The organism is Streptomyces sp. NBC_00984 (assembly GCF_045162475.1).
Taxonomy (GTDB): Bacteria; Actinomycetota; Actinomycetes; order Streptomycetales; family Streptomycetaceae; genus Streptomyces.
Genome location: NZ_CP108734.1, coordinates 2,428,484 through 2,452,753, shown reverse-complemented (window position 1 = coordinate 2,452,753; position 24,270 = coordinate 2,428,484). Strand labels below are relative to the sequence as shown.

Annotated in this window: 17 protein-coding genes; 8 read left to right on the top strand and 9 right to left on the bottom strand. The window is 70.3% G+C overall.

Translation table 11 applies throughout. From position 1 onward, the window contains the following. Positions 1-67 precede the first annotated feature (67 nt). From OG520_RS10430 to eccE, 3 genes are all read right to left on the bottom strand, one after another. Positions 68-2,827, bottom strand: coding sequence for an SCO5717 family growth-regulating ATPase (locus tag OG520_RS10430; RefSeq protein WP_406012981.1), 2,760 nt, complete (start codon positions 2,825-2,827; stop codon positions 68-70). Positions 2,828-3,148: 321 nt separating this feature from the next. Beyond that, the gene (locus tag OG520_RS10425; protein WP_406012980.1) at positions 3,149-3,871 is read right to left on the bottom strand and encodes a hypothetical protein; all 723 of its coding nucleotides are present in this window, start codon (positions 3,869-3,871) and stop codon (positions 3,149-3,151) included. Beyond that, on the bottom strand, positions 3,871-5,205 hold the full coding sequence (gene eccE / locus OG520_RS10420; RefSeq protein WP_406012979.1) for a type VII secretion protein EccE: 1,335 nt from the start codon (positions 5,203-5,205) through the stop codon (positions 3,871-3,873). Before eccE ends, OG520_RS10425 begins: the two co-directional genes overlap by 1 nt. Before the next feature lie 227 nt (positions 5,206-5,432). Between eccE and eccB the strand changes: the two genes are divergently transcribed. From eccB to OG520_RS10400, 4 genes are all read left to right on the top strand, one after another. Beyond that, entirely contained in the window at positions 5,433-6,986 is a 1,554-nt protein-coding gene (eccB, locus tag OG520_RS10415) for a type VII secretion protein EccB (protein WP_399335862.1), read from the top strand. Positions 6,987-7,033: 47 nt separating this feature from the next. Beyond that, the gene (mycP, locus tag OG520_RS10410; RefSeq protein WP_406012978.1) at positions 7,034-8,257 is read left to right on the top strand and encodes a type VII secretion-associated serine protease mycosin; all 1,224 of its coding nucleotides are present in this window, start codon (positions 7,034-7,036) and stop codon (positions 8,255-8,257) included. Between the two features lie 259 nt (positions 8,258-8,516). Further along, positions 8,517-8,867, top strand: a complete 351-nt coding sequence (locus OG520_RS10405) for a hypothetical protein (RefSeq protein ID WP_266427486.1) — start codon at positions 8,517-8,519, stop codon at positions 8,865-8,867. Between the two features lie 51 nt (positions 8,868-8,918). After that, positions 8,919-9,224 (top strand): WXG100 family type VII secretion target, encoded by a 306-nt coding sequence (locus OG520_RS10400; RefSeq protein WP_266427489.1) that lies wholly within the window; start codon positions 8,919-8,921, stop codon positions 9,222-9,224. Between the two features lie 65 nt (positions 9,225-9,289). On the opposite strand, the gene OG520_RS10395 is transcribed toward OG520_RS10400, so the two are convergent. The 6 genes from OG520_RS10395 to eccCa all read right to left on the bottom strand — a co-directional run bounded on the left by OG520_RS10395 (position 9,290) and on the right by eccCa (position 18,209). Beyond that, on the bottom strand, positions 9,290-9,523 hold the full coding sequence (locus OG520_RS10395; protein ID WP_329813693.1) for a DUF397 domain-containing protein: 234 nt from the start codon (positions 9,521-9,523) through the stop codon (positions 9,290-9,292). A 279-nt stretch (positions 9,524-9,802) separates the two neighbouring features. Further along, positions 9,803-10,813: a hypothetical protein gene (locus OG520_RS10390; RefSeq protein ID WP_406012977.1), complete on the bottom strand. Its 1,011-nt coding sequence runs from the start codon at positions 10,811-10,813 to the stop codon at positions 9,803-9,805. A 64-nt stretch (positions 10,814-10,877) separates the two neighbouring features. Then, positions 10,878-13,193, bottom strand: a complete 2,316-nt coding sequence (locus tag OG520_RS10385) for a hypothetical protein (protein ID WP_406012976.1) — start codon at positions 13,191-13,193, stop codon at positions 10,878-10,880. Positions 13,194-13,228: 35 nt separating this feature from the next. Continuing rightward, positions 13,229-13,579 carry a hypothetical protein gene (locus OG520_RS10380; RefSeq protein ID WP_399335850.1) on the bottom strand — a complete coding sequence of 117 codons (351 nt, stop codon included), beginning with the start codon at positions 13,577-13,579 and terminating at the stop codon, positions 13,229-13,231. A gap of 80 nt (positions 13,580-13,659) precedes the next feature. Then, on the bottom strand, positions 13,660-14,112 hold the full coding sequence (locus OG520_RS10375) for a hypothetical protein (RefSeq protein ID WP_266427505.1): 453 nt from the start codon (positions 14,110-14,112) through the stop codon (positions 13,660-13,662). 137 nt (positions 14,113-14,249) lie between these two features. After that, positions 14,250-18,209 (bottom strand): type VII secretion protein EccCa, encoded by a 3,960-nt coding sequence (gene eccCa, locus OG520_RS10370; protein ID WP_399335848.1) that lies wholly within the window; start codon positions 18,207-18,209, stop codon positions 14,250-14,252. 186 nt (positions 18,210-18,395) lie between these two features. Between eccCa and eccD the strand changes: the two genes are divergently transcribed. The 4 genes from eccD (at position 18,396) to OG520_RS10350 (ending at position 24,253) form a co-directional block, all read left to right on the top strand. Beyond that, positions 18,396-19,877, top strand: a complete 1,482-nt coding sequence (gene eccD / locus OG520_RS10365) for a type VII secretion integral membrane protein EccD (protein WP_399335846.1) — start codon at positions 18,396-18,398, stop codon at positions 19,875-19,877. 161 nt (positions 19,878-20,038) lie between these two features. Further along, positions 20,039-20,329 (top strand): 30S ribosomal protein S15, encoded by a 291-nt coding sequence (gene rpsO / locus OG520_RS10360; protein ID WP_003965855.1) that lies wholly within the window; start codon positions 20,039-20,041, stop codon positions 20,327-20,329. Positions 20,330-20,663: 334 nt separating this feature from the next. Continuing rightward, entirely contained in the window at positions 20,664-22,877 is a 2,214-nt protein-coding gene (locus OG520_RS10355) for a polyribonucleotide nucleotidyltransferase (protein WP_266427514.1), read from the top strand. After that, positions 22,874-24,253, top strand: coding sequence for a M16 family metallopeptidase (locus OG520_RS10350; protein WP_399335843.1), 1,380 nt, complete (start codon positions 22,874-22,876; stop codon positions 24,251-24,253). The genes OG520_RS10355 and OG520_RS10350 overlap by 4 nt, the downstream gene beginning before the upstream one ends. Positions 24,254-24,270: the final 17 nt, after the last annotated feature.

Sequence of the window (24,270 nt, the reverse complement as noted above, 5' to 3'; positions counted from 1 at the left end):
GGGAATGCGCAAAGGGCCCGCACCGTGGAGACGGTGCGGACCCTCATTGGTTTAGACCTCTGACGCCTTACTGCTGAGGCGCTGACGGCGGCTGCTGCTGCCATCCCGCGGGCGGGACGGGACCCTGCGGCTCGGGCGGGACCGGCTGGCCGGGCTGACCCGGCTGCCCCGGCAGGGCGGGCTGCTGCTGGTGGGGCGGCTGCGGGCCTGCCGGGTCCGCAGCGGGCGGGGCCTGCGGGGGCAACGACTGCTGCCAGCCGTTCTGTTGCACTCCGGGGCCGGGCTGCGGCGGGTACGGCTGCGGGGGCTGCTGGCCGCCGTACGGCTGCTGCTGCCCGTACGGCTGCTGCGGGGCGTACGGCTGCTGGCCGGGCATCGGCGGGGCGTACTGCGGCGGCGGGTTGGAGCCGTGCGAGGTCCAGAGTCCCTGCTGCTGCTGGGCGCGGGAGAAGTCCTCGGCGACCATCGCGGAGAGGTTGAAGTAGGCCTCGCGGGTCTTGGGACGCATCATGTCGAGGTCGACCTCGGCACCGGCCGACAGGTGCTCGTCGAACGGTACGACCACCACGCCGCGGCAGCGCGTCTCGAAGTGCTGCACGATGTCATCGACCTTGATCATCTTGCCGGTCTCGCGCACCCCTGAGATGACGGTGATGGAGCGCTGCACAAGGTCCGCGTACCCGTGCGCCGAGAGCCAGTCCAGCGTGGTGGACGCGCTGGACGCACCGTCGACCGACGGGGTCGAGATGATGATCAGCTGGTCGGCGAGGTCCAGCACCCCGCGCATCGCGCTGTAGAGCAGGCCGGTGCCCGAGTCGGTGAGGATGATCGGGTACTGCTTGCCCAGCACGTCGATCGCGCGCCGGTAGTCCTCGTCGTTGAAGGTCGTGGAGACCGCCGGGTCCACGTCGTTGGCGATGATCTCCAGGCCGGAGGGCGCCTGCGAGGTGAACCGGCGGATGTCCATGTACGAGTTGAGGTACGGGATCGCCTGGACCAGGTCACGGATGGTGGCACCGGTCTCGCGGCGCACCCGGCGGCCGAGCGTGCCCGCGTCCGGGTTGGCGTCGATGGCGAGGATCTTGTCCTGCCGCTCGGTGGCCAGGGTCGCGCCGAGAGCGGTGGTCGTGGTGGTCTTGCCGACACCGCCCTTGAGGCTGATGACGGCGATCCGGTAGCAGGACAGCACGGGCGTACGGATCAGGTCGAGCTTGCGGTGCCGCTCGGCCTCCTCCTTCTTGCCGCCCAGCTTGAAGCGGGACGCGCCGGACGGCGTGCGGCTGCTCTTCGCCTTCTGCTTGCCCCGGACCAGCCGGTCGGAGGAGAGCTCCACGGCCGCCGTGTACCCGAGCGGGGCGCCGGGCACGGAACGCTCGCGCTGGTCGTGGGTGACGGGGGTGGGCCAGGCGCCGCCGGTGCGCGGGTCGACGGGCGCTCCCTGCGGCGGCTGCCCCTGCTGTCCCTGCGGCTGCTGCGGGTGCTGTTGCTGCTGATGGGGAGGCTGGGGCCGGCCGGGCTGCTGCGGGGTGACCTGGGCGGGCAGATTGGGCGTGGCCTGAGCCGGCGGCAGGGGTGCCTGCGGTGCCTGGGGGCCGTGGGGGACCTGCGGCGGCAGGGGTACGCCCTGCTGCGCGGGCCACTGAGGCGACTGGGACTGCTGGGGCGGCAGGGGTGCGTGCGGCTGCTGAGGTGCCTGCGGCGGCAGGGGCTGCTGAGCTGCGTGAGGTGTGTGAGGCGCCTGGGGTGTGTGAGGCGTCTGGGGCGTCTGCGGGAATCCGTAGCCGCTCGGTGCCGGTGTCTGCTGTGGCGATGCCTGCTGCGCCAGTGCCTGCTGCGCCGGGGGAGCGGGCTGCTGCGGGAATCCGTAGCCGCTCTGGGGCGGCAGAGGCGCCTGCGGCTGCTGGGGCGCCCCGGTCTGGGGGAATCCGTAGCCGCCGGGCGCCTGGCCGGTCGGGCCGGGAGCTGGCCACTGCGGGGCGGACTGGGGCGCGGTGGGCTGCGGCGCGGCGGGCTGGAAGGCGGGCGGCAGCGGCGGCAGACCACCGCCCTGCGGCGGTGCCGGGGCCCAGGGGTTCGGCGTGGCGGGAGCCGGGGCGTCCTGCGGTGCGTTGCCGGGCGGTACGTCCCGGGGTGCCGCATCCGCGACGGCGTCGGAGGGCATGGCGTCCTGCGGCCCGTCGGCAGCGCCGCCCGGGACATCTGCCCGGACCTCGGCGGCGGAATCCGCGGCGTCGGCACCACCGGACTCCCCGGTGGACGGGTCCGCCGTCTGCGCAAAATCGGAACCGGGCGCCACGCCCACTCCCGTACCGCCGACATTGTCACCGCCACCGGCATCGGCCTGTGCGGGAGCCGCATGCGCCACCGGGTCCTCGCCGGCCGCGTCCGCCGCTCCCCCCTCGATCTGACGCTTCAGCGCGGCCGGCGAGAACCGCATGGTCGAGCCGCTCTCCACGTCACCGCCCCCGAACGGGTCCGACGCACCCTCGGAATCCCCCGCACCCGGTGCGGGGGAAGGCGTGGCGTCGCCCGCCGCGGACTGGGCCGGAATCGGCGCGGGCGCGGGCGGCGCCGGAGTCCAGTCGGAGTCGAAACCGCCGCCGGCCGACGGCGCGGGCGCGGGCACCGGCGCTCCACTGGGCGGCGGAGGCGGCGCGAGATGCGTTCCGGCGCCGCCCGACGAGTCCCCCGGCGCGTTCTGCGTGTACCAGGCGGGCGGGGTGTAGTCGATGGTGAACTCACCCGTCATCTCGGCGGGCTCCGCGTCGGACGACTCGTCGACGGGCTTGTTCCAGCCCCCGCGGATCTCGTCCCGATCGCCGTTCACTTTGCCTCCTGGTGTGGTCGAGCACCCTTGTGCCGTAGTGGGTGGGGGGCGACCGTTTCCGTCTGCCTGACCGCCCGGCTCTCCCCCTGGGACACGCATTGCCTGCCCGCAGGTTCTTCTGCCGCGCCCGGACCCACCCTAATCGTCATGGGGCTCGCTCCGGCAGGCCGTACGGCACCGCAAGAGCTGTCCCGTGCATCACGTGCCGCCCTCAAGTGGACCGAGTACGGCACAGCGTGAAGGGCGAAGCGGTCAAACATGTACATCCGTGTACGGAAAGGCGAACGTTCCGTGCGGGCAGGCGCGAGCGGACCGCGCCGGTCAGTCCATCCTGCGCGCGCCGCCCAGCAGTCCGGTCTCGGCATCGGTCGCCTGGGTCATCACGAACTGCCGGTCGCGCCCCGCGCACCAGAGCGTGACCCCGTCCGCCAGTGTGGACAACGCCTGCGTCTCGGCGGCCGGAAGGTGCAGTGCGCGACCGATCTGTGCCGCTTCGTCAGGGGATACCCGCTGAATGCCGACCAGCGCCGACTTCTCGATCAGCCTCGGTGCCACCGGGCTGAGATACGGCAGCAGCGTCAGCACCGACTGCCACGGCCCGGACACCACCCGCCCGCGCGGTGGCCGCATGCCGCAGTCCCGCACCACGACCACCGGCGAACCGGCCGACGGCCCCTGCGGCGGCACCCGTCCGACATCGTGCAGCGTGACGCACGGCTGACCGCCGCCCGCCGCGTGCGCGAGCCCCGTCCACGTCTGGGCCCGCCCGGTCTCCACGACGATCCGCGCACCGGTGGCGGCCGCCCGCAGCGCGAGCACCTGTGCCGTCCACACTCCGCCGATCAGCGTGACCTCGTACGGAGTCGGCCGGTTGATCCCCAGCACGGCGGGGCGGCCAAGGGCGTCCACGCCGATCACCACACCGTCGTCGCCGACCGGCAGGGCCAGCGACGCCAACTGGTCGAGCGAGACCGACTGCCGTGCGCGCCGCGGACCGATCAGCCCGAAGCCGAGCCGGGCCCTGGCGCTCGTGGGTGCGGACATCAGCGGGTACCCCCGAGCGGCAGTGTGGCGAGCACGCCGGGCAGCTGCTCGCGGTCGAGCCGTACCAGCGAGGTCCTGACCCCGCGGGCGGTGCGCTCCAACTCATGGCGGGCGCCCAGCAGTTCCTCGTCGCTGCGGCCGGTGATCCGGAGGTGTCCGGTGATCGAGACACCCTGCCGCTCGCCGTGCCCCAGCGTCAGGCTGAAGGTCGTGGCGAGCGCCGGGATCGAGGTGAGCAGGGCCACGAGCTGCGGCATCGCCGCACCGCCGGTGCCGCCCAACTGCGGCCAGCGGGCCACCCAGTAGGTGGTGTGCCACCGGTCGTCGCAGCGCCAGGTCCGCGCGGTCTCCTCGGTGCGGCGCACCGGCGTCCCGATCAGACCGGCCTGCGTCATGGCCGGCGCACTGGCACAGACCGAGGTCGCGATCGCGGACGTCAACTCCTGCTCGGTCAGCACCGTCGCGCGGAAACCGGCCCCGGTCAGCCGACTGGACAACTGGTCGGCCGCGCGCACCACGCACTTCTGCGCCCCCGTGATGCCACCGCCGCGCGCCTGCACGGCCTCCGGGCACAGCTCCGGGTCCAGTTTGAGCGCGATCCAGGTGATCCGGACGGCGGGCGAACCCGTCTGGGCCTGCAGCGGCGCGTAGTTGCGTGCGGCGACGGACTGCTGAGGCAGATGCGGGGCTGGCGCGGGCTGGGTGTGCTGCACGATCTGCGCCGACTCCAGCCGGATGCCGTCGACTTCGAGCACATCCCGTACGAGCGCCAGGGGCAGCGGCTGCGCGGCCCGGTCCGGCCTGAGCGCCGAGACGTCCGACTCCACTTGGAGGACGGCCGTGACGAACGTACCGTCACCGATCATGCCGACCGGCCGCCGGTCACGGTCGCTGAAGGAGTACGTGCGCAGCGCCGGATCGCACTCGACGACGGGCGCGATGCCCGGCTCCGTGCCCGCGGGCAGCTCCAGCGCACCGGCCCTGCGGGAACGCGCGTGCAACGAGAGGACGGTGCCCAGCAACTCGGGCAGCGAACGGCGATGTCGGCGCACGACGGCCAGCAGCACCAGCAGTCCGGCGATCACCACGGCCGGGGCCAGCAGCAGCGGATCGACCACCCAGGCCGCGAGCAGCAGTGCCGCCGCGACTTCCAGCAGCACGAGTTGTTGCAATCGGAACGAACCGAGCTTTCCGACCCGTCCGTCGGCCCGGCCGGAGACAGGTCCGCGGGAACGCTGTGCGGGGCCGTGCGGAGCAGGTGGACCACCGGCCCCCGGAGCCGCGGGGCCCGTCGCGTTCCCGGCCGGACGTGCCCGTGTCGCGGAAGCCGTCATTCCGGCGTTCCCCCCGTTCGTCGGTCCCCAACTCCACCCGTAATCCGCCTGTCCCGCTCGGGGCCTTGGCGGCCGGATCACCCTACCCGCCCCACCACCGCCCGCGGTCAGCAGGCATAGTAGGGGGCCGGTCCGGCACCGAGGTCCGGCATCGCGACCCGGCCCGGCGGCCGGCGACGCGACCGCTTCCGGTGCCGCGCGGGGAGACACGGGAGACGAAGCGACTCATGGCATCACGGCGGGATGAGCTCAACGCATACACCTTCGCGAAGAAACGCACGGTGGCGGCATTCCTCCAACCCTCGTCCAACGGCACCGAGGAGGGCGCTCCACGTCCGCTGCGCGCGGTCCTGCCGAGCGTGATCGTCGGGGCCCTGATCCTCGCGGGCTTCGGTGCCGTCGGCATGTTCAAACCCACCGCTCCCAAGGGCTGGGACAAGCCCGCCACCAAGGTGATCGTCGGCAAGAAATCCACCACCCGCTACGTCGTGCTCACCACGGGCAAGGGCAAGAAGAAAAAGACCCTGCTGCACCCCGTGCTCAACCTGGCCTCGGCCCGGTTGCTGCTCAACCCGGCGGACTACGACGTCATCCAGGTCGCGGACGACGTCCTGGACGCGGGCAAGCCCCCGCGCGGACCGATCCTCGGCATCCCGTACGCCCCCGACCGGCTGCCCGAGGCCAAGGACGCCGGGACGGCGAAGCGGTGGGCCGTCTGCGTACAGCCCGGCGGCAAGGGCAACACCGTGCAGAAGGCCGCCTTCGTCTTCGGCGCACGTGACAACAGGCTGACCGAGGGCAGGCAGAAGCTCGGTGGCGGCCAGGTGCTCTACGTCCAGGGCCAGGACCGGGCCCGCTACCTCGTCGACGCGAAGGGCACCAAGTACCGCATCGCCGAGACCGCCGCCGACAGCGGCCATCTGACCAACGCCCTGGTCGGGAGCAGGCAGCCGCAGTCCGTCACCGACGACTGGCTGGCCACCCTGCACGACGGCAGCCCGGTCGTCTTCCCGCGGATCCCCGGCAACGTCGGTGCCCCGGCGCACGTCGCGGGGCAGCTCTCCGCCGAGGAGAACACGGTCGGCATGGTCCTTCGGACCAGGACCGGCGAGGGCACCAGTTACTACGTGGTGCTCGAAGGAAAGGTCCAGCGCGTCTCCGAGTTCACCGCCTGGCTGCTGATCAACTCGCCGCAGACGGCCGAGCTGAACCTGGAGGGCGAGGCCCGCGCCGTCGGCCTCCAGGACTTCGTGCCCGACACCGCGGCCTTCGCCGGCCAGGCCGCACACTGGCCGGCCCACAAGACCGACCCCCCGGTGAACTCCGCCGAGGGCGGCAGCGCCGGCCGCGACACCATCTGCAGCGTGCTGCGCAAGGTCGACAGCTCGGGCCGGACCACCCTGAGCACCTGGGCGAGTACCGCGTATCCCGCCTCCATCGCCGCCGGTGGCACCAGCACCTACGTCACCCCCGGCAGCGGCCTGCTCTACACCCAGGTCCGGGGCCGGCAGACCAGGCCCGACGGATCACTCTTCCTGGTGACCGACACCGGACTGCGCTACGCGGTCCAGGCGAACGGCGACAGCGACGCCAGGCGCTCCGACATCGGCACCGGCGACCAGCAGAAGCAGTCGGACGGCCGCCCCGAGCCCAGCCAGGCGCAGAGCAGGCTCGGATACGAGAAGGTGATGCCCGCCCTCGTACCGATCGAATGGTCGGACTTCCTGTCCAAGGGGCCCAGGCTGGACACCAACAGCGCCCGCCAGCCCCAGGGTTCATGACATTGCGGAACGCGGCGGGCAGCGTGCGGCATGGGGGAGAGATACGGATGGGGTACCGGAAGACGGCCCGCGCGGCGGCGATCACCGCCGCGCTGGCCGCACTGGCGGGGCCGGCGGCCGCGTACGCCGCCGAGGGCGCCCGGGGGTCCGGCGACGTGGGCATAGACGGCGGCGGCGAGTGCACCTTCCCGATGAAGCGGCAGTACGAGGGCCGCCCCTGGCCGCTGCAGCGCGTCCTGCTGGACGAACTTTGGCAGGACACCAAGGGCAAGGGCGTACGCGTCGCGGTCATCGACACCGGCGTGGACGACGTCAACCCGCAGCTCAGGACGGCCGTCGACGCATCGGCGGGCGCCGACTACCTCAAGGGCGGCAAGAGCGACGGCACGGTCGACGAGGTCGGCCACGGCACCAAGGTCGCCGGCATCATCGCCGCCCGCCCCCGCAAGGGCACCGGGTTCGTCGGGCTGGCCCCCGAGGCCACGATCATCCCGATCCGCCAGAACGACGAGAAGAACAGCGGCAAGGACACCACGATGGCCACCGCGATCGGCCACGCGATCGACAAGGGGGCCAAGGTCATCAACATCTCCCAGGACACGACCAAGGCCCTGGACGAGACGTCCACGCTGGGCCGGGCGGTGGCCAGGGCGCTCGCCAAGGACATCGTCGTGGTCGCCTCCGCGGGCAACGACGGCATGGACGGCAGGCTGAAACGCACCTACCCCGCCGCCTTCGACGGAGTCCTCGCCGTCGCCTCGTCCGACCGCAACAACGAGCGCGCCCCGTTCTCCCAGGCCGGCGATTTCGTCGGGGTCGCCGCCCCGGGCGTCGACATCGTCTCCACCGTCCCCGGCTACGGGCAGTGCACCGACAACGGCACCAGCTTCTCCGCCCCTTACGTCGCCGGGGTCGCCGCCCTGATGCGCGCCAAGTACCCGAAGTGGACGGCGGCCCAGATCGTCGCCCGGATCGAGCAGACCGCCGAACGCTCCGTCACCGGCCACGACGACTACGTCGGCTGGGGCGTCGTCGACCCGGTCCGTGCCCTGTCCGGGGACGACACCCCGCAGAACGCGCCGCATCCGGACCCGGCACCGCCGAAGGCACCGGCCCCCGAGCCCGCGCGCCTCTCCCTGTCGGAGACGCCGCAGGAGCGCAGCGAGCGGTACGCCACCTACGCGCTGGCCGCGGCAGCCGTCCTGGTCGGCGTGATCGCCGGGGCCGCGACGGTGGTCCGGGACGCCCGCCGGAGGCGCGTCGCGCGATGACACGACCGCCCGGCGATGTGACCGGCTCCCGGCGAAGAGCAGTTGGGGAGAGACCGCGAAGTGGCTAGGGTGGTAACAGACTTCACGTGTGTGACGGGGGAACGAGAAGTGGCCGACGCCGAATTCGGGGCACGGGAATGCCGAGACGGCGCTTCCCCGGCCCGGACCTTCCTCATTCCTTTGCCGGAGCACATGGGAACGGAAGGATCCTGACCGTGACAGACGGACAGGCCAGGGAACCGAGAGATAGGACTTCCGGATGACCAGCCCCTCAGGCGGTTTCGGACTTGCCGACGATCCGATCGTCCAGGCGAAGAACAAGATCATCGAGACGGGTCGCGCGGTGTCCCGTCAGTCCAGGGAACTGGCCGACATCCTGGAGACGGTCGGCGCCGGATGGACGGGCGTCGGTGCCTCGGGGTTCAAGTCCGCGCAGCTGATGATCAACGAGGACCACGACCAGATCCGTCGGCTCCTCGACGTCCTGCTCAACGCGGTGGAAGGCACCAAGAACCTCAGCAACGCCAACGACGAAGAGGTCCGCGCGGCCTTCAGTCCGGTCAAGGAGCAGGCGCTGCCCGCCAACACCTCCGGGCTGAACAACGTCTGAGCGGCGCCGTACCACCCCTTCCGCACACGCCGAGCACCGAGGAGAAGACACATGGGGCACGACCCGAACACCAAGGTCAAGTACGAAACCGTCCAGGAGATGGCCAACCGCATCCGCACGGTGTCGAAGAACATCGTCAAGGACCTCGAAGAGATGGACGCCGCGCTCAAGGTCGTCACCGACACCTGGGACGGTGTGGCCCACGGTGAGTACGTGACCCTGCAGGGCAAGTACAAGGGCCGGGCGGAACACATGAAGGACCGCCTGGAGCACGTCGCGAGGATCGTCGAGAACGGCAAGGACAGCTACCGCTCCACGGACCACAGGGCCTCCCGCGCCTTCACCGAGGCGTTCTGACCGCTGACATACGGAAGGAGGGGCACGCTCGTCGGAGCGTGCCCCTCCTTCCGTATGTCAGCCGACTACTTCAGGTCGAACTCGCCGTCCCGCGCGCCCAGGACGAAGGCCCGCCACTCGGCCTCGGTGTACCGCAACACCGTCCCGGGATCCAGCGAGGACCGCATCGCCACCGCACCGCCCGGCAGATGCGCGATCTCGACGCGCTCCTCGGCCTCCTCGGTGCCGGGCGCGCTCAGCCACTCCACCCCCGAGATGTCGAGTGCGTACAGCTCGTCCTTCTCCGCTTGCGTGCCCATCAGGTGCCTTTCCTCTCCTGTGGCGGAACGTGTTCGTCGCCCGTGAGCAGACTATCCCCGCCACCGTGCACCACCGCCGGGAATGGACAGCTTCCGCACCGTGGTGGTACCCACGCGTTCGGCAGGCGGGGCCGCTCCGTCGTGTAGTTCATCAGCACGTCATCGCTCTGCTTCGGTCCTGGGACGCCGTCAGTTCGCCCCGACGGCCGGGCCATTCGTACGATAAGTCACCGCCCCGGTCCCGGCCGTTGTGGATGTCGTTCTCCAGCTCCCCGATCGTCACGACATTCTCAGGCTCTGGGCGAGTGCGGCGTACTGCTCCTGACCGGTGCGATGGCACTGCGCCTCCACCGGCGCCGCCCGGTCACGGCCCACCCCCGCCGCCTTGGCCCAGGTGGTGAACATGAACGTGCCCTGCTCGCGCAGGTGGTCCGTCCGTTCCTTGGCCGGTACTGATGCCAGAGACGCCCGCCACTTCTCGGCGATCCGGCCGGACAGTGCGGATCGAGGAGTCGCCGACGCGGTCGCCTCGGGGCTGCTCAGGGCCGTGTACACCGCGTCCCCCCACCGGGCCGCGGCCGAGGCCTCCTTGTCCCGCACCACGTCGGCCGCGATCGCGTCGTAGCCGCCCAGAGCCGAGGCATTGGTGACCGGCGCACCTTCCAGAACGTTGCTCTTCGCCTCCGCGGTCAGCGAACCGAGCTGCGCCGCACCCCATCGCGTCTGGGCATTGCGCAGGATCGCGTACGCCGTCGGTTCCTCCGAGACGCCCCGCAGTACGCGGACGAGTTCGCCCCGGAACACCGAGAAGTGGTAGCCCGTTTCGTCCTGCCACGCGATGCTGCTCGGGGAGGCCCAACGGGTGTACTCGGAGTTGGTGCCGTCCAGGATCTCCTGGATGTCGTTCGCGTAGTCGGCCAGGGATGCGGCGAGTGGCATCCGGAGATCCGCAGCGAGAGTCCGGTCGTCGTGGACGAGACTGTCGTTCACGACGAGCAGGATCTTCTTCATGCTGTCGGCCTGGGACCGGGTGTGCGGTGCCGCCTTGCCGCCGGTGGTGGCGGCCTTCACCGCCGCACCCAGATCCGCGCAACTCATGTCGGCCGAGTGGCGCGAGCCGAGCGCGGACTTGACACGATCATCCTTGATGAGCTTGCCGCAGTGGTCCGTCGGCTGCCCCCGGCCGAGCAGGAACCACGCGCCCCCGGCCATGGCCACGGCGAGCAGGGCGGCGGTGACCGCGTACAGGGGACGGCGGCTGGGGGGCTTGTCGGCGGATGGTTCGGACATGTGGTGTTCCTCCGCGGCAGGTGGGGAGCGACCGGTCGGGCCGGGGACGTGTTGCTCGGGGCGGTCAATTGGTGGTGTCGGTCAGGTACTTGTGGGCTTGGGTGCTGCCGGTCGTCCGACCATCGAGCATGAGTCGATTCAGCGTTCTGAGTTTCGCCTTGCCGTCATCGGTGTTGGTGTCGATGTCGTCACGCCCTGCGGCCCAGCCGTCGAGGGTCTCGGTGACCTGCATGGACGCATCGAGATACTCGTCGGCGATCGCGGCGTTGGCCTTCACGTCGACTTCGCCCTTCATCTGGTTGCCCCACTCCCAGGCCCAGGTGTCCACACCGCGCTGAATTGCGTCACCGATGGGTAGCGCCCTTCCGCCGATTGGCAGGGTGAGGGGTGTGACGGCCCCGCCGACCACGTGGTAGGCCATCTTCGACTTCCAGTCGGCCTTGCTGTACTCGCTCATCCGCTCGTCGTTGATCACGTCCTCGCGGATCGCCGTGTACGCGCCGAGGACCGCACCCGCGTCCCCCAAGCTGCCGCTGTGATTGAAGTCCGTCTTCCCATTCGGGATGTTGTCCAGCAGGGCGTTGAGATGACGCGCCTCGGCCTTGTGGAGCGTGGCATAGGCGTTCGGGTCGTCGGAGAGCCCACGCATCACCTGGATGAGGTCCTTCGACGTGGTCGAGAGGTGGCCCCGGCCGTCCTCGTCGACGAAGTACCCTTCGACCCGGTTGTGGATGTGGTCGCCCGACGTCTCGCTGATGATCTCGTGGGTGTCGGAGGCGTAATCGCCCAGGGCGTTGGCGAGGGGCAGTCGCAGATTCTTCGGTACGGACGCGTCGGTGCCCTCGCCCTCGCCCGGCGCGAGCTGTTCCAGGATGCCGTTCATGACCCGGGCCTGCGCCTCGCTGTGCTCGGCCTCCGGCCACGGGTCCTGCCCGGTGCCCAGCGGCACGTGACCGGTGGCGGCGGCTTCGAGCGCAGCGCCGAGACCCATGCGGCTCGTCGGGTCGTCCATCGTGGTCACGGCCACGCCCGTGATGGTGTTCCGGGGCCAGGTGCGGGAATCGTCGCCACTGCCCGCGAGGTACTTCAGGTGGTCGTTCTTGACGTGGTTCGGGTCGGCCCCGTTGCCGTCCGGGTCGAAGAACGCGGTGGCCGCGTCGGGGTTCCGGCTCATCACGTCCAACACACCGTCGATGGCGTCCGTCTCGATCCCGTTGTGGCCGTGACTCCATTTCTCGAAGATTCCGGGGTGGTTCTTCTCGGCCTCGATGAGCTTGTCGCCCATGTCGTAGAGGAACTGGTCGTCGAACGGCGTATCGGCCCGCTGCATCACGCTGACGACGGTCTGGTAGCCGTAGAGCGGGTTGCCGACCTCGTCCTCGTAGTCCTTGCCGCCGGTCTTGTCGATCCCCTCCATCCACTCCCGGTAGAACTTCCCGTCCCCGCTGTCCACCCACTTCTTGAACGCGGCCGATCCGGGCGGGGCGTCCCGGACACTACCGGGCACCTTGGTCGCGGTGGCGATCGTGTTCCCGAGGTTCTTCTCGATCTCCAGGTACTGGCCCTTGTGCTTCTTGTCGGAGTCGTAGGCACGGTCGTTGAGCCGGTTGGTGACCTTGACCAGGCCGTCCGGACCCAATCTGTTCAGCAGTGTCTGCGAGAACGCCTTGTCGCCGTGGTTGTCCCGCACCGCACGCTGGAACTCGGCCATGTCGGCGGCGGAGACCTTCTCGCCGTTGTTGAGCCGGGTGGCGATGTCCGCCGTGTTCTCCGCCTCGTACTTCTCGATGTCGCCGTACGCGTGATTGTTGAAGCCGACACCCAGGGTCTCGTCGTTCTTGTCGCCGTAGCCGTCCTTGGTGACCGCGTCGAGTGCGATCTTCACCCCCTGGTCAGCGTCGTCCACCGCCTTGACGCACGCGTTGATCGCCTCGGTCCACGACGCCGCGGCCTTGCTGACGCTCTGTGCGAAGTCCGGGTCGTGGTGCATGGAGGAACGTTCTCCGGGCGTGAGCTTGTCGTAGTCGTAACTGACCACTCCGCTCTCGGAGACGCGCATCCCCGCCTTGACGGCCTCCGCGCGCTTGGACTCCAGGTTCTTCTTGAGCCGCACGAAGTCCTCGTGCGCGTCGCGCAGCAGCGAGGCTATGGCCTTCGCCTCCGTCTGGGCGGCCGTGTACTCGTACTGGGTGGCGGCGAAGTTGGTGTGGGCGGTCTGGGCACTCACGCCCGCCCAGGAGGGCCCGAGCGTGATCTTCTGGACGCTGTCCTTGTAGCGGTCAGCCACCTTCTTGATCTCCGCAGCCATCTCGTCCCACTTGCCCGCGGCCGTGGTCAGTTGACTGAGATCGGTGGTCATCACGTCGTGGTAGGTGAGCATGTGTGTCCCCCGTGGCTTGTTCGGTTCTCGTACCGTCAGGCGATCTGTGCGTGGAGCCCTCGGGCCGGCGCGGTGACCTGTTGCGCGGTGAACGTGGTGCGTCCTGCGGCCCCGGCCGTCACCAGCAGGAGGGCGGCATCGCCGGCCCCCACGGGATTCAGCCGTACGGTGGCGCAGGCACCCGAATCGGCGACCACCGGCTCGCCCGGCCGCCCGGCCGCGGTGCGCTCCGGATATGAGGTGACGCCGTCCGGCGGCAACCGTCCGGCGCTCGTGATCACCGGTGTGAGCACGGGCTCCGCCCGAAGCTTCCCGGTGACGACCGCATGGACCTCGACGGCCTCGTCACCGATATGGAAGGCGCAGCTGACCAGGGCCCCTCGCATGCTCGTCGAGATCCTTTCCTCAGCCCATCGTTGCGGCCTCCAGGCGGTGGCCGCGATGCGGACGTCGCCGGTTCCCAGCCCTACAGTCCGTCGAGCCCGGAGGCGTACGGGCCGGGCTGTGGCTTGAGCAACGGAGTGAACTGGGACTTGATCAGCTGGTCGTTGCCGGCGAAGAGACTGGACGCGCCGCGCAGCGCTCCCTTCTCCATGGACAGCCGGCCCATCAGGACCTTCACCTGCTTGTCCCAGGTCTCCATCACCTTCTTGAGACCCGCCCCGGTGTCCCAGCCGTCGAACTCCTTGACCGCCGCGGTGGACGTCTCGTCCGCCCGGTCGGTGGCCTTCTTGGTGTTCGGCTCCAGCTCGGTCTCGATCGTGTTCGCCGCGGCCGTCTTCTGCGCCGGTGTCGAGGCGAAGTCCTTGCCGCCGGGGCCGGACAAAGGACCGTCGCCCGTACCGTTCAGCTGCATGTGGGTGCTCTGCCGCTCCGCGGCCTGCCCGCGCAGCAGACCCCATTCCTCGTCAAAACCCATGAGATTCCCCGTAACAGCGACTGTCGTACACCTGGTGACCTGCCCGAAGGCGTGAAGATCACACCGGTAGACGCTAGTACACCTGTGCCCACCCAAGGAGCCGGGGTGCGGGAGAACCACGCCCCGGCTCCCCTCGCTCAACGCTGCTCCGGCAGCCGCCCGATCTGCACCAGTGGGTTGCCCCGGCGCCGCGAGGCGAAGTACCCGCGCCCCGGCGGCATCGCGTGCCCGCGCACCGTACCGATCAGATCGCCCTCGCCCGGGTCACCGGAAAGGACGACACCCTGCGCCCCCAGCTCCTTGATGCGCTGCATGAACCCCTCGTACATCGACCGCGAGGCCCCGGCGGAGTTCCGCGCGATGACGAAGCGGACCCCGGTGTCGCGGGCGAACGGCAGGTACTCCGCCAGCGGGGCCAGCGGATTGCCCGCGTTCGTCGCCACCAGGTCGTAGTCGTCGACGATGATGAAGATCTGCGGCCCGGTCCACCAACTGCGGTCGCGCAGCTGCTGCGGTGTGACATCGGTCGGCGGCTGCCGGCGCGCGAAGACGCCCGCCAGCGCCTCCATGTGCATCTGCATCGAGCTCGCCATCGGCGCGTACTCCAGCAGATGGCCCTCCGGCAGCGCACCCAGCAGACCCCGCCGGTAGTCACCGACGACGAGCTTCGCCTCGTCGGGGGAGTAGCGCTCCGAGATCTGCTTCGCGATCAGCCGCAGCAGATTGGTCTTGCCCGACTCGCTCTCCCCGAAGACCAGGAAGAACGGATCGGTCTCGAAGTCGACGAACACCGGCTCCAGATCGGTCTCGTCGATACCGATCGCGATGCCCCGCTGCGGGAACTCGAAGCCCTTCGGCAGCTGATCGGCCGGCAGCTTGCGCGGCAGCAGCCGCACGGGCGGCGCGGCGGGACCCGCCCAGTTCGCCTTCACCGCCGCGACGAACGCGGCCGTGCCGTCGGAGAGATCCGCGGCGCTGCTGGAACCGTCGATACGCGGCAGCGCGCCCATGAAGTGCAGCTTCTGCGCCACCTGACCCCGGCCCGGGACACCGGCCGGCACATTGGCCGCGACCTTCCGGTCGAACTCGGAGTCCATGACGTCGCCGAGCCGCAGCTCGAGCCGGCCCAGCATCTGGTCCTTCAGCGCGGCCCGCACCTCCATGTACCGCGCGGCCGTGATCACGACATGGATGCCGTAACCGAGCCCGCGCGCGGCGATGTCGGTGACGACCTGCTCCAGCATCTCGTACTCGGACCGGAAACCGCCCCAGCCGTCCACCACCAGGAAGACATCGCCCCAGGGCTCGCCGGGCAGTTCACCCAGGGCGCGCCTGCGCCGGTAGGTGGCGATGGAGTCGATGGAGTGGGCGCGGAAGAACTCCTCGCGCCGGTTCAGCACGCCCGCGACCTCGGCGACCGTACGCCGCACCCGCTCCGGGTCCAGCCGCGAGGCCATTCCGCCGACATGCGGCAGATCCGCCAGCGAGACCAGGCCGCCACCACCGAAGTCCAGCCCGTAGAACTGCACTTCGTACGGGGTGTGGGTGAGGGCGAACGACGAGATGAGCGTACGCACCAGCGTCGACTTTCCGGACTGCGGACCGCCGACGACCATCATGTGACCCGACGCGCCCGAGAAGTCCCGGTACAGCACCTCGCGCCGCTGCTCGAAGGGCTTGTCGATCAGACCGAGCGGCACGGTCAGCCCGCCCGGACGGGTGTACTCCGTCGCCGTGAACCCGCGCTCGGCGGTCGGCGCGAGCCCCGGCAGCAGCTGGTCCAGCGTCGGCGCCCGGTCCAGCGGCGGCAGCCACACCTGATGGGCGGGCACCCCCTGCCCCTCCAGGCGGCGCACGATCACATCGAGCACCGTGTCGGCGAGCGCGTCGTCGTCCGCGCCTGCCCGCGCGGCCACCAGATGCGCCGGGTCGGGCGCCGCGTACACCACCGGCACCTCAAGGGCGCTGAACAGCGCGGGCCGCCGCTCGATCGGCAGCGCCCCCACCGACAGATCGGGGCCGCCCGTGCGGTACGTCCCCGACACATAGGCCGCCTTGAACCGGGTCATCTCGTCCGTACCGAACTTCAGATAGCCGGAACCGGGCACCGACGGCAGGTGGTACGCGTCCGGCACACCGAGCGCCGTACGCGACTCGGCGGCGGAGAAGGTCCGCAGCCCGACCCGGTACGAGAGATAGGTGTCGAGACCGCGCAGCTTGCCCTCCTCCAGACGCTGCGAGGCCAGCAGCAGATGCACACCCAGCGAACGCCCGATCCGGCCGATCTGGATGAACATGTCGATGAAGTCGGGCTTGGCGGTGAGGAGTTCGGAGAACTCGTCGATGACCAGGACCAGCGAGGCCAGCGGCTCAAGCGCCGCACCCGCCGCCCGTGCCTTCTCGTAGTCGTGGATGTTGGCGTAGTTGCCGGCCGACCGCAGCAGCTCCTGCCGGCGCTGCAGCTCACCGCGGATCGCGTCCCCCATGCGGTCGACCAGCGTCAGATCGTCCGCGAGGTTGGTGATCACGGCCGCCACATGCGGCATCTGCGACATCCCGGCGAACGTCGCGCCGCCCTTGAAGTCCGCGAGCACGAAGTTCAGCGTCTCCGAGGAGTGCGTGACCGCGAGCCCCAGCACCAGCGTCCGCAACAGCTCGGACTTGCCGGAACCCGTCGCACCGACGCACAGCCCGTGCGGACCCATGCCGTCCTGCGCGGCCTCCTTCAGGTCCAGCATCACCGGCTGACCGTCCTCACCGATGCCGATCGGCACCCGCAGCCGCTCGGAGACCGATCGCGGCCGCCAGGTCCGCGCCACATCGACCGAAGCCGCGTCGCCCAGATTCAGCAGATCCGTGAAGTCCAGGTTCGCCAGCAACGGCTCGTCGTCGTCGCCCCCGCCCATCCTGAGCGGCGCCAGCTGCCGGGCCAGCGCCTCGGCCGCGGGCAGCGACATCCCGTCCGGCACACCCTCGTACGCCATCCCCGCACCCGACTCCAGCCGCAGCAGCCCCGGCCGCACCACCACCGACAGACCGCCGCGCGGCTCGTCGAGCTCGCCCGGCACCACCTCGACGATCGTCACACCCTGGATGCCCTCGGCCGCCGCGAACAGCGAGTCGGGCGGCACCATCCCGCCGTCCAGCACCACCACGATGTGCGGCTGGTCCAGCAACGGCTGACTCTCCCGGCCGAACCGCGGCCGCCCCTCCAGCCGGCCCGCCAGCAACTGCTCCAGCTCACCCAGGTCGTCCCCGAACAGCCGCCTCGTACCGGCCCCGTCGACCTGCAACGGCAGCTGCAGATGCGGCAGCCACTTCGTCCAGTCCCAGCGCTCCAACGCACCCCGCGCCGCCACCACGGCGACCAGCAGATCCTCGGGGGAGTGCAGCGTCACCAACTGGGCGACCAGCGCCCGCGCGGCCGACTGCGCCGCCTCCGGCCGGCCGGAGACCGTCACGTGGTAGAACGCCCGCATCGACACGGCCATCGGCAGCCCGTCCAACGACCCGTGCACGGCGAGGAACCGCTGCATCGCACCCGCGCACATCGGCTCCAGCTCGTCCACCGGGGCGGTGTCGGGAGCGATCAGCGGGGTGGCCAGCTGCTGCGCCCCGAGCCCCACCCGGACCTGCCCGAAGTCCTTGTCGCCGATCCGCCGTTCCCACACCCGGCCGCCCTCGGCGACCACCGACCACAACTGGTCCGGAGCGGGCTGCAGATACAGCTGCGCGTCCCGCTGGGTGCGCGCCGTCCGGCGCACCGTACGCCGGGTCTGCGCCAGGTACTTGAGGTAGTCGCGCCGGACATCGGCCATTTGCCCCTGCGTACCGCGGCGATAGCGGACCAGCTGGGCGACCACCATCCCGACGGTCGAGACCAGCATCAGAACACCCATGATCCGCATGAACGGAGGTGCCTGCGGAGAGAAGAAGAAGACCACCGACGACCCCATGCCGAGCACCGGCAGGATCTGCATCAGCATGCCCTCCTGCTGCCCGCGGGGCAGTTCGGGAGGGGACTCCAACGTCAACTCGTCCATGGGGACTTCCGGCGGCAGGGCCCGCGGAGGTCGTTTCACGACGATCTGGCTCACCGAAACATCAGTCCCTCGGTACGGACGGGCACAAGACCGGCCGAACGTGCACCGAAGCCCCCGTGGCTGCCTTTGCTTGCGGACGTCCCTCCGCGCGACGGCGATCCTACTTGCAGATGACCGGCCCCCCTCCCGGTAGGGTGGCGCGCGCACCGTGCGCAACCGCGAATCAGGGGGACCAGACACGTGAGTTCGACTGCAGCGACGGGCTTCTGCCGGGTGACCGTCGTGGCGCCCGACAGCCGGATCGATGTGGCCCTGCCGGAGGACATCGCCGTCGCGGACGTCTACCCGGAGATCCTCCGTCTCACCGGCCAGACCCAGGCAGCCGGAATCCCCACCGGATACCACCTCGTGCGCCGCGACGGCACGGTCCTCGACGGGGCGCGCACCCTCGCCGCCCAGCAGGTCCTCGACGGCGAACTCCTCAGCCTGCGCCCCTTCGCCCAGTCCCTGCCGCCCGCCGTCTTCGACGACGTCTCGGACGCCGTCGCCTCGGCCGTCACCCGCGACCGCCATCTGTGGAGCGACGAACTGCTGCGCGGCGCGGGCCTGGTCGGCGGGGTGCTGCTGCTCGTACTGATGGGCTTCGTGCTCTGGTTCGCCGACCCGGTCAGGCACGACATGCACAGCCTGCCCGGCATCATCGCGGGCTCCGCCGGACTGCTGCTGACCGCGTTCGCGGGGGTACGCGCCCGGGTCTACACCGACCGCTCCACCGCTGTCGCCCTCGGCCTCGGCGCGCTGCCCCTCGTACTCATCGCGGGCTCCGGCGTCATCGGCCCGGACGCAGGCCAGGGCCCCGGCCGGCTGCAGTTCCTGCTCGGCTGCGTCGCCGTCCTGATCGCCTCGGTCGCGCTGGTCGTCCTCACCCCGAGCGGCGACGCCCCGTTCGTCGCGGCCACCTTCCTCGCCACCGTCGGCACCCTGGCGACCTTCGTCGCGATCCTCACCGAGGCGTCCGCCACGCAGACGGCCGCCGTCTGCGCCCCGGCCACCCTCGGCCTGGTCGCCTTCCTGCCCGGCCTCTCCGCCCGGTTCGCCCGGCTGCCCATCGGCTACGCGTCGCCGCGCACCGCCCCCGGCGGCTACGACGACACCCTCGCCGACCCGTACGCCGAGCCCGCGGCCCAGGGCGCCCCCGTCGACGCCGAACGCATCGCGGCCCAGGCCCGCCGGGGCCACGAGATGCTGCTCGGCCTGGTCGGGGGCTGCGCGGCGGTCGTCGTCGGATGCGGGGCCGTGCTCGGCTTCTCGGACAACATCTGGGGCCAGTTCCTGGCGCTGGCCGCCGGACTCGCGATGCTGCTGCGCGCCCGTCTGTTCCGCTACACCTCCCAGGTCGCCTGCGTACTGGTGGCGGGCCTCGGCACGGTCGCCCTGCTGGTCCTCGGCCTCTCCCTGAACCCGCCGACCGACCTGCTCTTCGACCTGGTCCGGTACGGGGACCGCAGCTCCCTGGACATCCGTACGATCTGGCTCTCCGCGGCCGTCGCCGCCGGGGCCGCCCTGCTCACCGCGATCGGCCTGATCATTCCGCGCAAGGGCCTCTCCCCGTTCTGGGGCCGCCTGCTCGACCTGGCCGAGAGCGCCGTCCTGCTCTCGCTGGTCCCGCTCTGCCTGGCAGTACTGGACGTCTTCAGCAGGGCGAGGGCCCTGACGAGCTGAGCCGTGGGGGCTGGTACGCTGTGTGACGGCCGTTTGTGTACGCCCTTCCGGATCATGCTGGGAGCTGCGCTCATCGGACCTTCGCCTCCGAGTCACGGAAGCTCCCCTGCGATCAAGACCAGGGGCACTCGTGGGCGCATCGAACATCAAGAGGAGTACGCGTGCCGCTCGACGCCGCTACGAAGAAGCAGATCATGTCCGAGTTCGCCCAGAAGGAGGGTGACACCGGATCCCCCGAGGTCCAGGTCGCGATGCTCTCCCGCCGGATCTCGGACCTGACGGAGCACCTCAAGACGCACAAGCACGACCACCACTCCCGTCGTGGTCTGCTGATCCTGGTCGGCCAGCGTCGCCGCCTCCTTCAGTACCTGGCCAAGAAGGACATCCAGCGCTTCCGTGCGCTGGTCGACCGCCTCGGCATCCGCCGCGGTGCGGCCGGCGGCGCCAAGTAGTTCGCCGTGAAGGGAGCGGTTCCCACCACTGAGGGGGCCGCTCCCTTTGTTGTACGTACGATTGTGCGTACGCACGCATGTCCGGGAAGTGACGGGCCCGCCCGCCCCACCGGAATGCCAAGCTGAGCCGAATCTCAGTAACCTGGTCGGAGAACGACCAACAGACGAGCGAGAAGCAGACCTCCCCGCCGCCGGTCCTCGGTAGTGGCCCCCGGACTCATCGACCCGGGTGCTTCGATCGAAGACCGGCCCGCCGATGGAGGGCTTCTCCGCTACCGTCCCCCGCCACACGGGCGTGGGGGCGAGAAGACGATATGTATCGGAGAAAACGCTAGTGGAGAACGAGACCCACTACGCCGAGGCCGTTATCGACAACGGAACCTTCGGCACCCGCACCATCCGCTTCGAGACGGGCCGCCTGGCCAAGCAGGCCGCCGGCTCCGCCGTCGCGTACCTGGACGACGACACCATGGTGCTGTCGGCCACCACCGCTTCGAAGAAGCCCAAGGACCAGCTCGACTTCTTCCCCCTCACGGTGGACGTCGAGGAGCGGCAGTACGCCGCCGGCAAGATCCCCGGCTCCTTCTTCCGTCGTGAGGGCCGGCCCTCCGAGGACGCGATCCTCACCTGCCGCCTGATCGACCGCCCGCTGCGCCCCTCCTTCAAGAAGGGCCTGCGCAACGAGATCCAGATCGTCGAGACGATCATGGCGCTCAACCCCGACCACCTGTACGACGTGGTCGCGATCAACGCCGCCTCCTGCTCCACGCAGCTGGCCGGCCTGCCCTTCTCCGGCCCGGTCGGCGGCACCCGTGTCGCGCTGATCAAGGGCCAGTGGGTCGCCTTCCCGACGCACACCGAGCTCGAGGACGCCGTCTTCGACATGGTCGTCGCCGGTCGCGTCCTGGAGGACGGCGACGTCGCGATCATGATGGTCGAGGCCGAGGCCACCGAGAAGACCATCCAGCTCGTCAAGGACGGCGCCGAGGCCCCGACCGAAGAGGTCGTCGCCGCCGGCCTGGAAGCCGCGAAGCCCTTCATCAAGGCGCTCTGCAAGGCCCAGTCCGACCTGGCCGCCAAGGCCGCCAAGCCGGTCGGCGAGTTCCCGGTCTTCCTGGACTACCAGGACGACGTCTTCGAGGCGCTCGCCGCCGCCGTGACGTCCGAGCTGGCCCAGGCGCTCACCATCGCCGGCAAGCAGGACCGCGAGGCCGAGCTGGACCGCGTCAAGGAGATCGCCGCCGAGAAGCTCCTCCCGGCCTTCGAGGGCCGCGAGAAGGAGATCTCCGCCGCGTACCGCGCGCTGACCAAGAAGCTGGTCCGCGAGCGCGTCATCAAGGACAAGGTCCGCATCGACGGCCGTGGCGTCACGGACATCCGTACGCTCGCCGCCGAGGTCGAGGCCATCCCGCGGGTGCACGGCTCGGCGCTGTTCGAGCGTGGCGAGACCCAGATCCTGGGCGTCACCACCCTCAACATGCTCCGCATGGAGCAGCAGCTGGACACCCTCTCCCCGGTGACCCGCAAGCGCTACATGCACAACTACAACTTCCCGCCGTACTCCGTCGGTGAGACCGGCCGCGTGGGCTCGCCCAAGCGCCGTGAGATCGGCCACGGCGCGCTCGCCGAGCGCGCCATCGTGCCGGTGCTGCCGACGCGCGAGGAGTTCCCCTACGCGATCCGCCAGGTCTCCGAGGCGCTGGGCTCCAACGGCTCGACGTCCATGGGCTCGGTCTGCGCCTCCACCATGTCGCTGCTGAACGCCGGTGTGCCGCTCAAGGCCGCCGTCGCCGGTATCGCCATGGGCCTGATCTCCCAGGAGATCGACGGCAAGACCCACTACGTCGCCCTCACCGACATCCTCGGTGCGGAGGACGCCTTCGGCGACATGGACTTCAAGGTCGCCGGTACGAAGCAGTTCGTCACCGCGCTCCAGCTCGACACCAAGCTCGACGGCATCCCCGCCTCGGTCCTGGCCGCCGCGCTGAAGCAGGCCCGCGACGCCCGCCTCCACATCCTCGATGTGATGAACGAGGCCATCGACGTCCCGGACGAGATGTCCCCGAACGCCCCGCGGATCATCACCGTCAAGATCCCGGTGGACAAGATCGGTGAGGTCATCGGCCCCAAGGGCAAGATGATCAACCAGATCCAGGAGGACACCGGCGCCGACATCACGATCGAGGACGACGGCACCATCTACATCGGTGCCGCCGACGGACCGGCCGCCGAGGCCGCCCGCGCCACGATCAACTCGATCGCCAACCCGACCATGCCGGAGGTCGGCGAGCGCTACCTGGGTACGGTCGTCAAGACCACCACCTTCGGTGCCTTCGTCTCCCTCATGCCCGGCAAGGACGGCCTGCTGCACATCTCGCAGATCCGCAAGCTCGCCGGTGGCAAGCGCGTGGAGAACGTCGAGGACGTGCTCGGCGTCGGCGCCAAGGTCCAGGTCGAGATCGCGGAGATCGACTCCCGCGGCAAGCTCTCCCTGATCCCGGTCGTCGAGGGTGAAGAGGACGAGAAGAAGGACGACGCCGCCAAGTGACGTCCCGTAGTTCCGTGACGACGGCCCGCGCCTCCTCCGAGGCGCGGGCCGTCGCCCGTACCCAAACGCTTCTCAAGGGCACCAACGGCATCGGTACGGTCCGCCGCACCGTCCTGCCCGGCGGCCTCCGGGTCGTCACCGAGACCCTGCCCTCCGTACGCTCCGCCACCTTCGGCATCTGGGCCAACGTCGGATCACGCGACGAGACCCCCACCCTGAACGGCGCGACGCACTACCTCGAACACCTCCTCTTCAAGGGCACCGCCAAGCGCAGCGCCCTCGACATCTCCGCCGCGATCGACGCGGTCGGCGGCGAGATGAACGCCTTCACGGCGAAGGAGTACACCTGCTACTACGCGCGGGTCCTCGACACCGACCTGCCGCTGGCCATCGATGTCGTCTGCGACATGCTGACCGGCTCGCTGATCACCGCCGAGGACGTCGACGCCGAGCGCGGCGTCATCCTCGAAGAGATCGCGATGACCGAGGACGACCCGGGCGACTGCGTGCACGACCTGTTCGCGCACACCATGCTCGGCGACACCCCCCTCGGCCGCCCGGTGCTCGGCACCGTCGACACCATCAACGCGCTCGACCGCAGCCGGATCGCCCGCTTCTACAAGAAGCACTACGACCCCACGCACCTGGTCGTCGCCGCCGCCGGCAACATCGACCACGCCACGGTCGTACGCCAGGTCCGCAGGGCCTTCGAGCGGGCGGGCGCTCTGTCCCGCACCGACGCCGTCCCGGTCGCCCCGCGCGAGGGCTCCCGCACCCTGCGCACCGCGGGCCGGGTGGAGCTCCTGAACCGCAGGACCGAGCAGGCCCACGTCGTCCTCGGCGTACCCGGCCTGGCCCGCACCGACGAGCGCCGCTGGGCGCTGGGCGTCCTCAACACCGCCCTCGGCGGCGGCATGAGCTCACGCCTCTTCCAGGAGGTACGGGAGAAGCGCGGCCTCGCCTACAGCGTGTATTCGTACACCTCGGGCTTCGCCGACTGCGGACTCTTCGGGGTGTACGCGGGCTGCCGGCCCAGCCAGGTCCACGACGTCCTCAAGATCTGCCGGGACGAACTCGACCGGGTGGCGTCCGAAGGACTGAGCGACGAGGAGATCGGCCGCGCCATCGGGCAGCTCTCCGGCTCCACGGTCCTCGGCCTGGAGGACACCGGCGCGCTGATGAACCGCATCGGCAAGAGCGAACTGTGCTGGGGCGACCAGATGTCGGTCGACGACATGCTGGCCCGGATGGCGCAGGTCACCCCCGACGACGTCCGCGCGGTCGCGGGCGAGGTCCTCGGACACCGCCCCTCCCTCTCCGTCATCGGTCCGCTCAAGGACAAGCAGGCCGACCGCCTCGAAGAAGCGGTCTCCTAACCCCACCCGTAAGGAAG

Excerpts from the sequence above, each read along its gene's own strand:
- OG520_RS10425 (WP_406012980.1), bottom strand. The coding sequence starts at position 3,871 with ATGTCCGCACCCACGAGCGCCAGGGCCCGGCTCGGCTTCGGGCTGATC.
- eccE (WP_406012979.1), bottom strand. The coding sequence starts at position 5,205 with ATGACGGCTTCCGCGACACGGGCACGTCCGGCCGGGAACGCGACGGGC.
- eccB (WP_399335862.1), top strand. The coding sequence starts at position 5,433 with ATGGCATCACGGCGGGATGAGCTCAACGCATACACCTTCGCGAAGAAA.
- mycP (WP_406012978.1), top strand. The coding sequence starts at position 7,034 with ATGGGGTACCGGAAGACGGCCCGCGCGGCGGCGATCACCGCCGCGCTG.
- OG520_RS10405 (WP_266427486.1), top strand. The coding sequence starts at position 8,517 with ATGACCAGCCCCTCAGGCGGTTTCGGACTTGCCGACGATCCGATCGTC.
- OG520_RS10400 (WP_266427489.1), top strand. The coding sequence starts at position 8,919 with ATGGGGCACGACCCGAACACCAAGGTCAAGTACGAAACCGTCCAGGAG.
- OG520_RS10395 (WP_329813693.1), bottom strand. The coding sequence starts at position 9,523 with ATGGGCACGCAAGCGGAGAAGGACGAGCTGTACGCACTCGACATCTCG.
- OG520_RS10390 (WP_406012977.1), bottom strand. The coding sequence starts at position 10,813 with ATGTCCGAACCATCCGCCGACAAGCCCCCCAGCCGCCGTCCCCTGTAC.
- OG520_RS10385 (WP_406012976.1), bottom strand. The coding sequence starts at position 13,193 with ATGCTCACCTACCACGACGTGATGACCACCGATCTCAGTCAACTGACC.
- OG520_RS10380 (WP_399335850.1), bottom strand. The coding sequence starts at position 13,579 with ATGCGAGGGGCCCTGGTCAGCTGCGCCTTCCATATCGGTGACGAGGCC.
- OG520_RS10375 (WP_266427505.1), bottom strand. The coding sequence starts at position 14,112 with ATGGGTTTTGACGAGGAATGGGGTCTGCTGCGCGGGCAGGCCGCGGAG.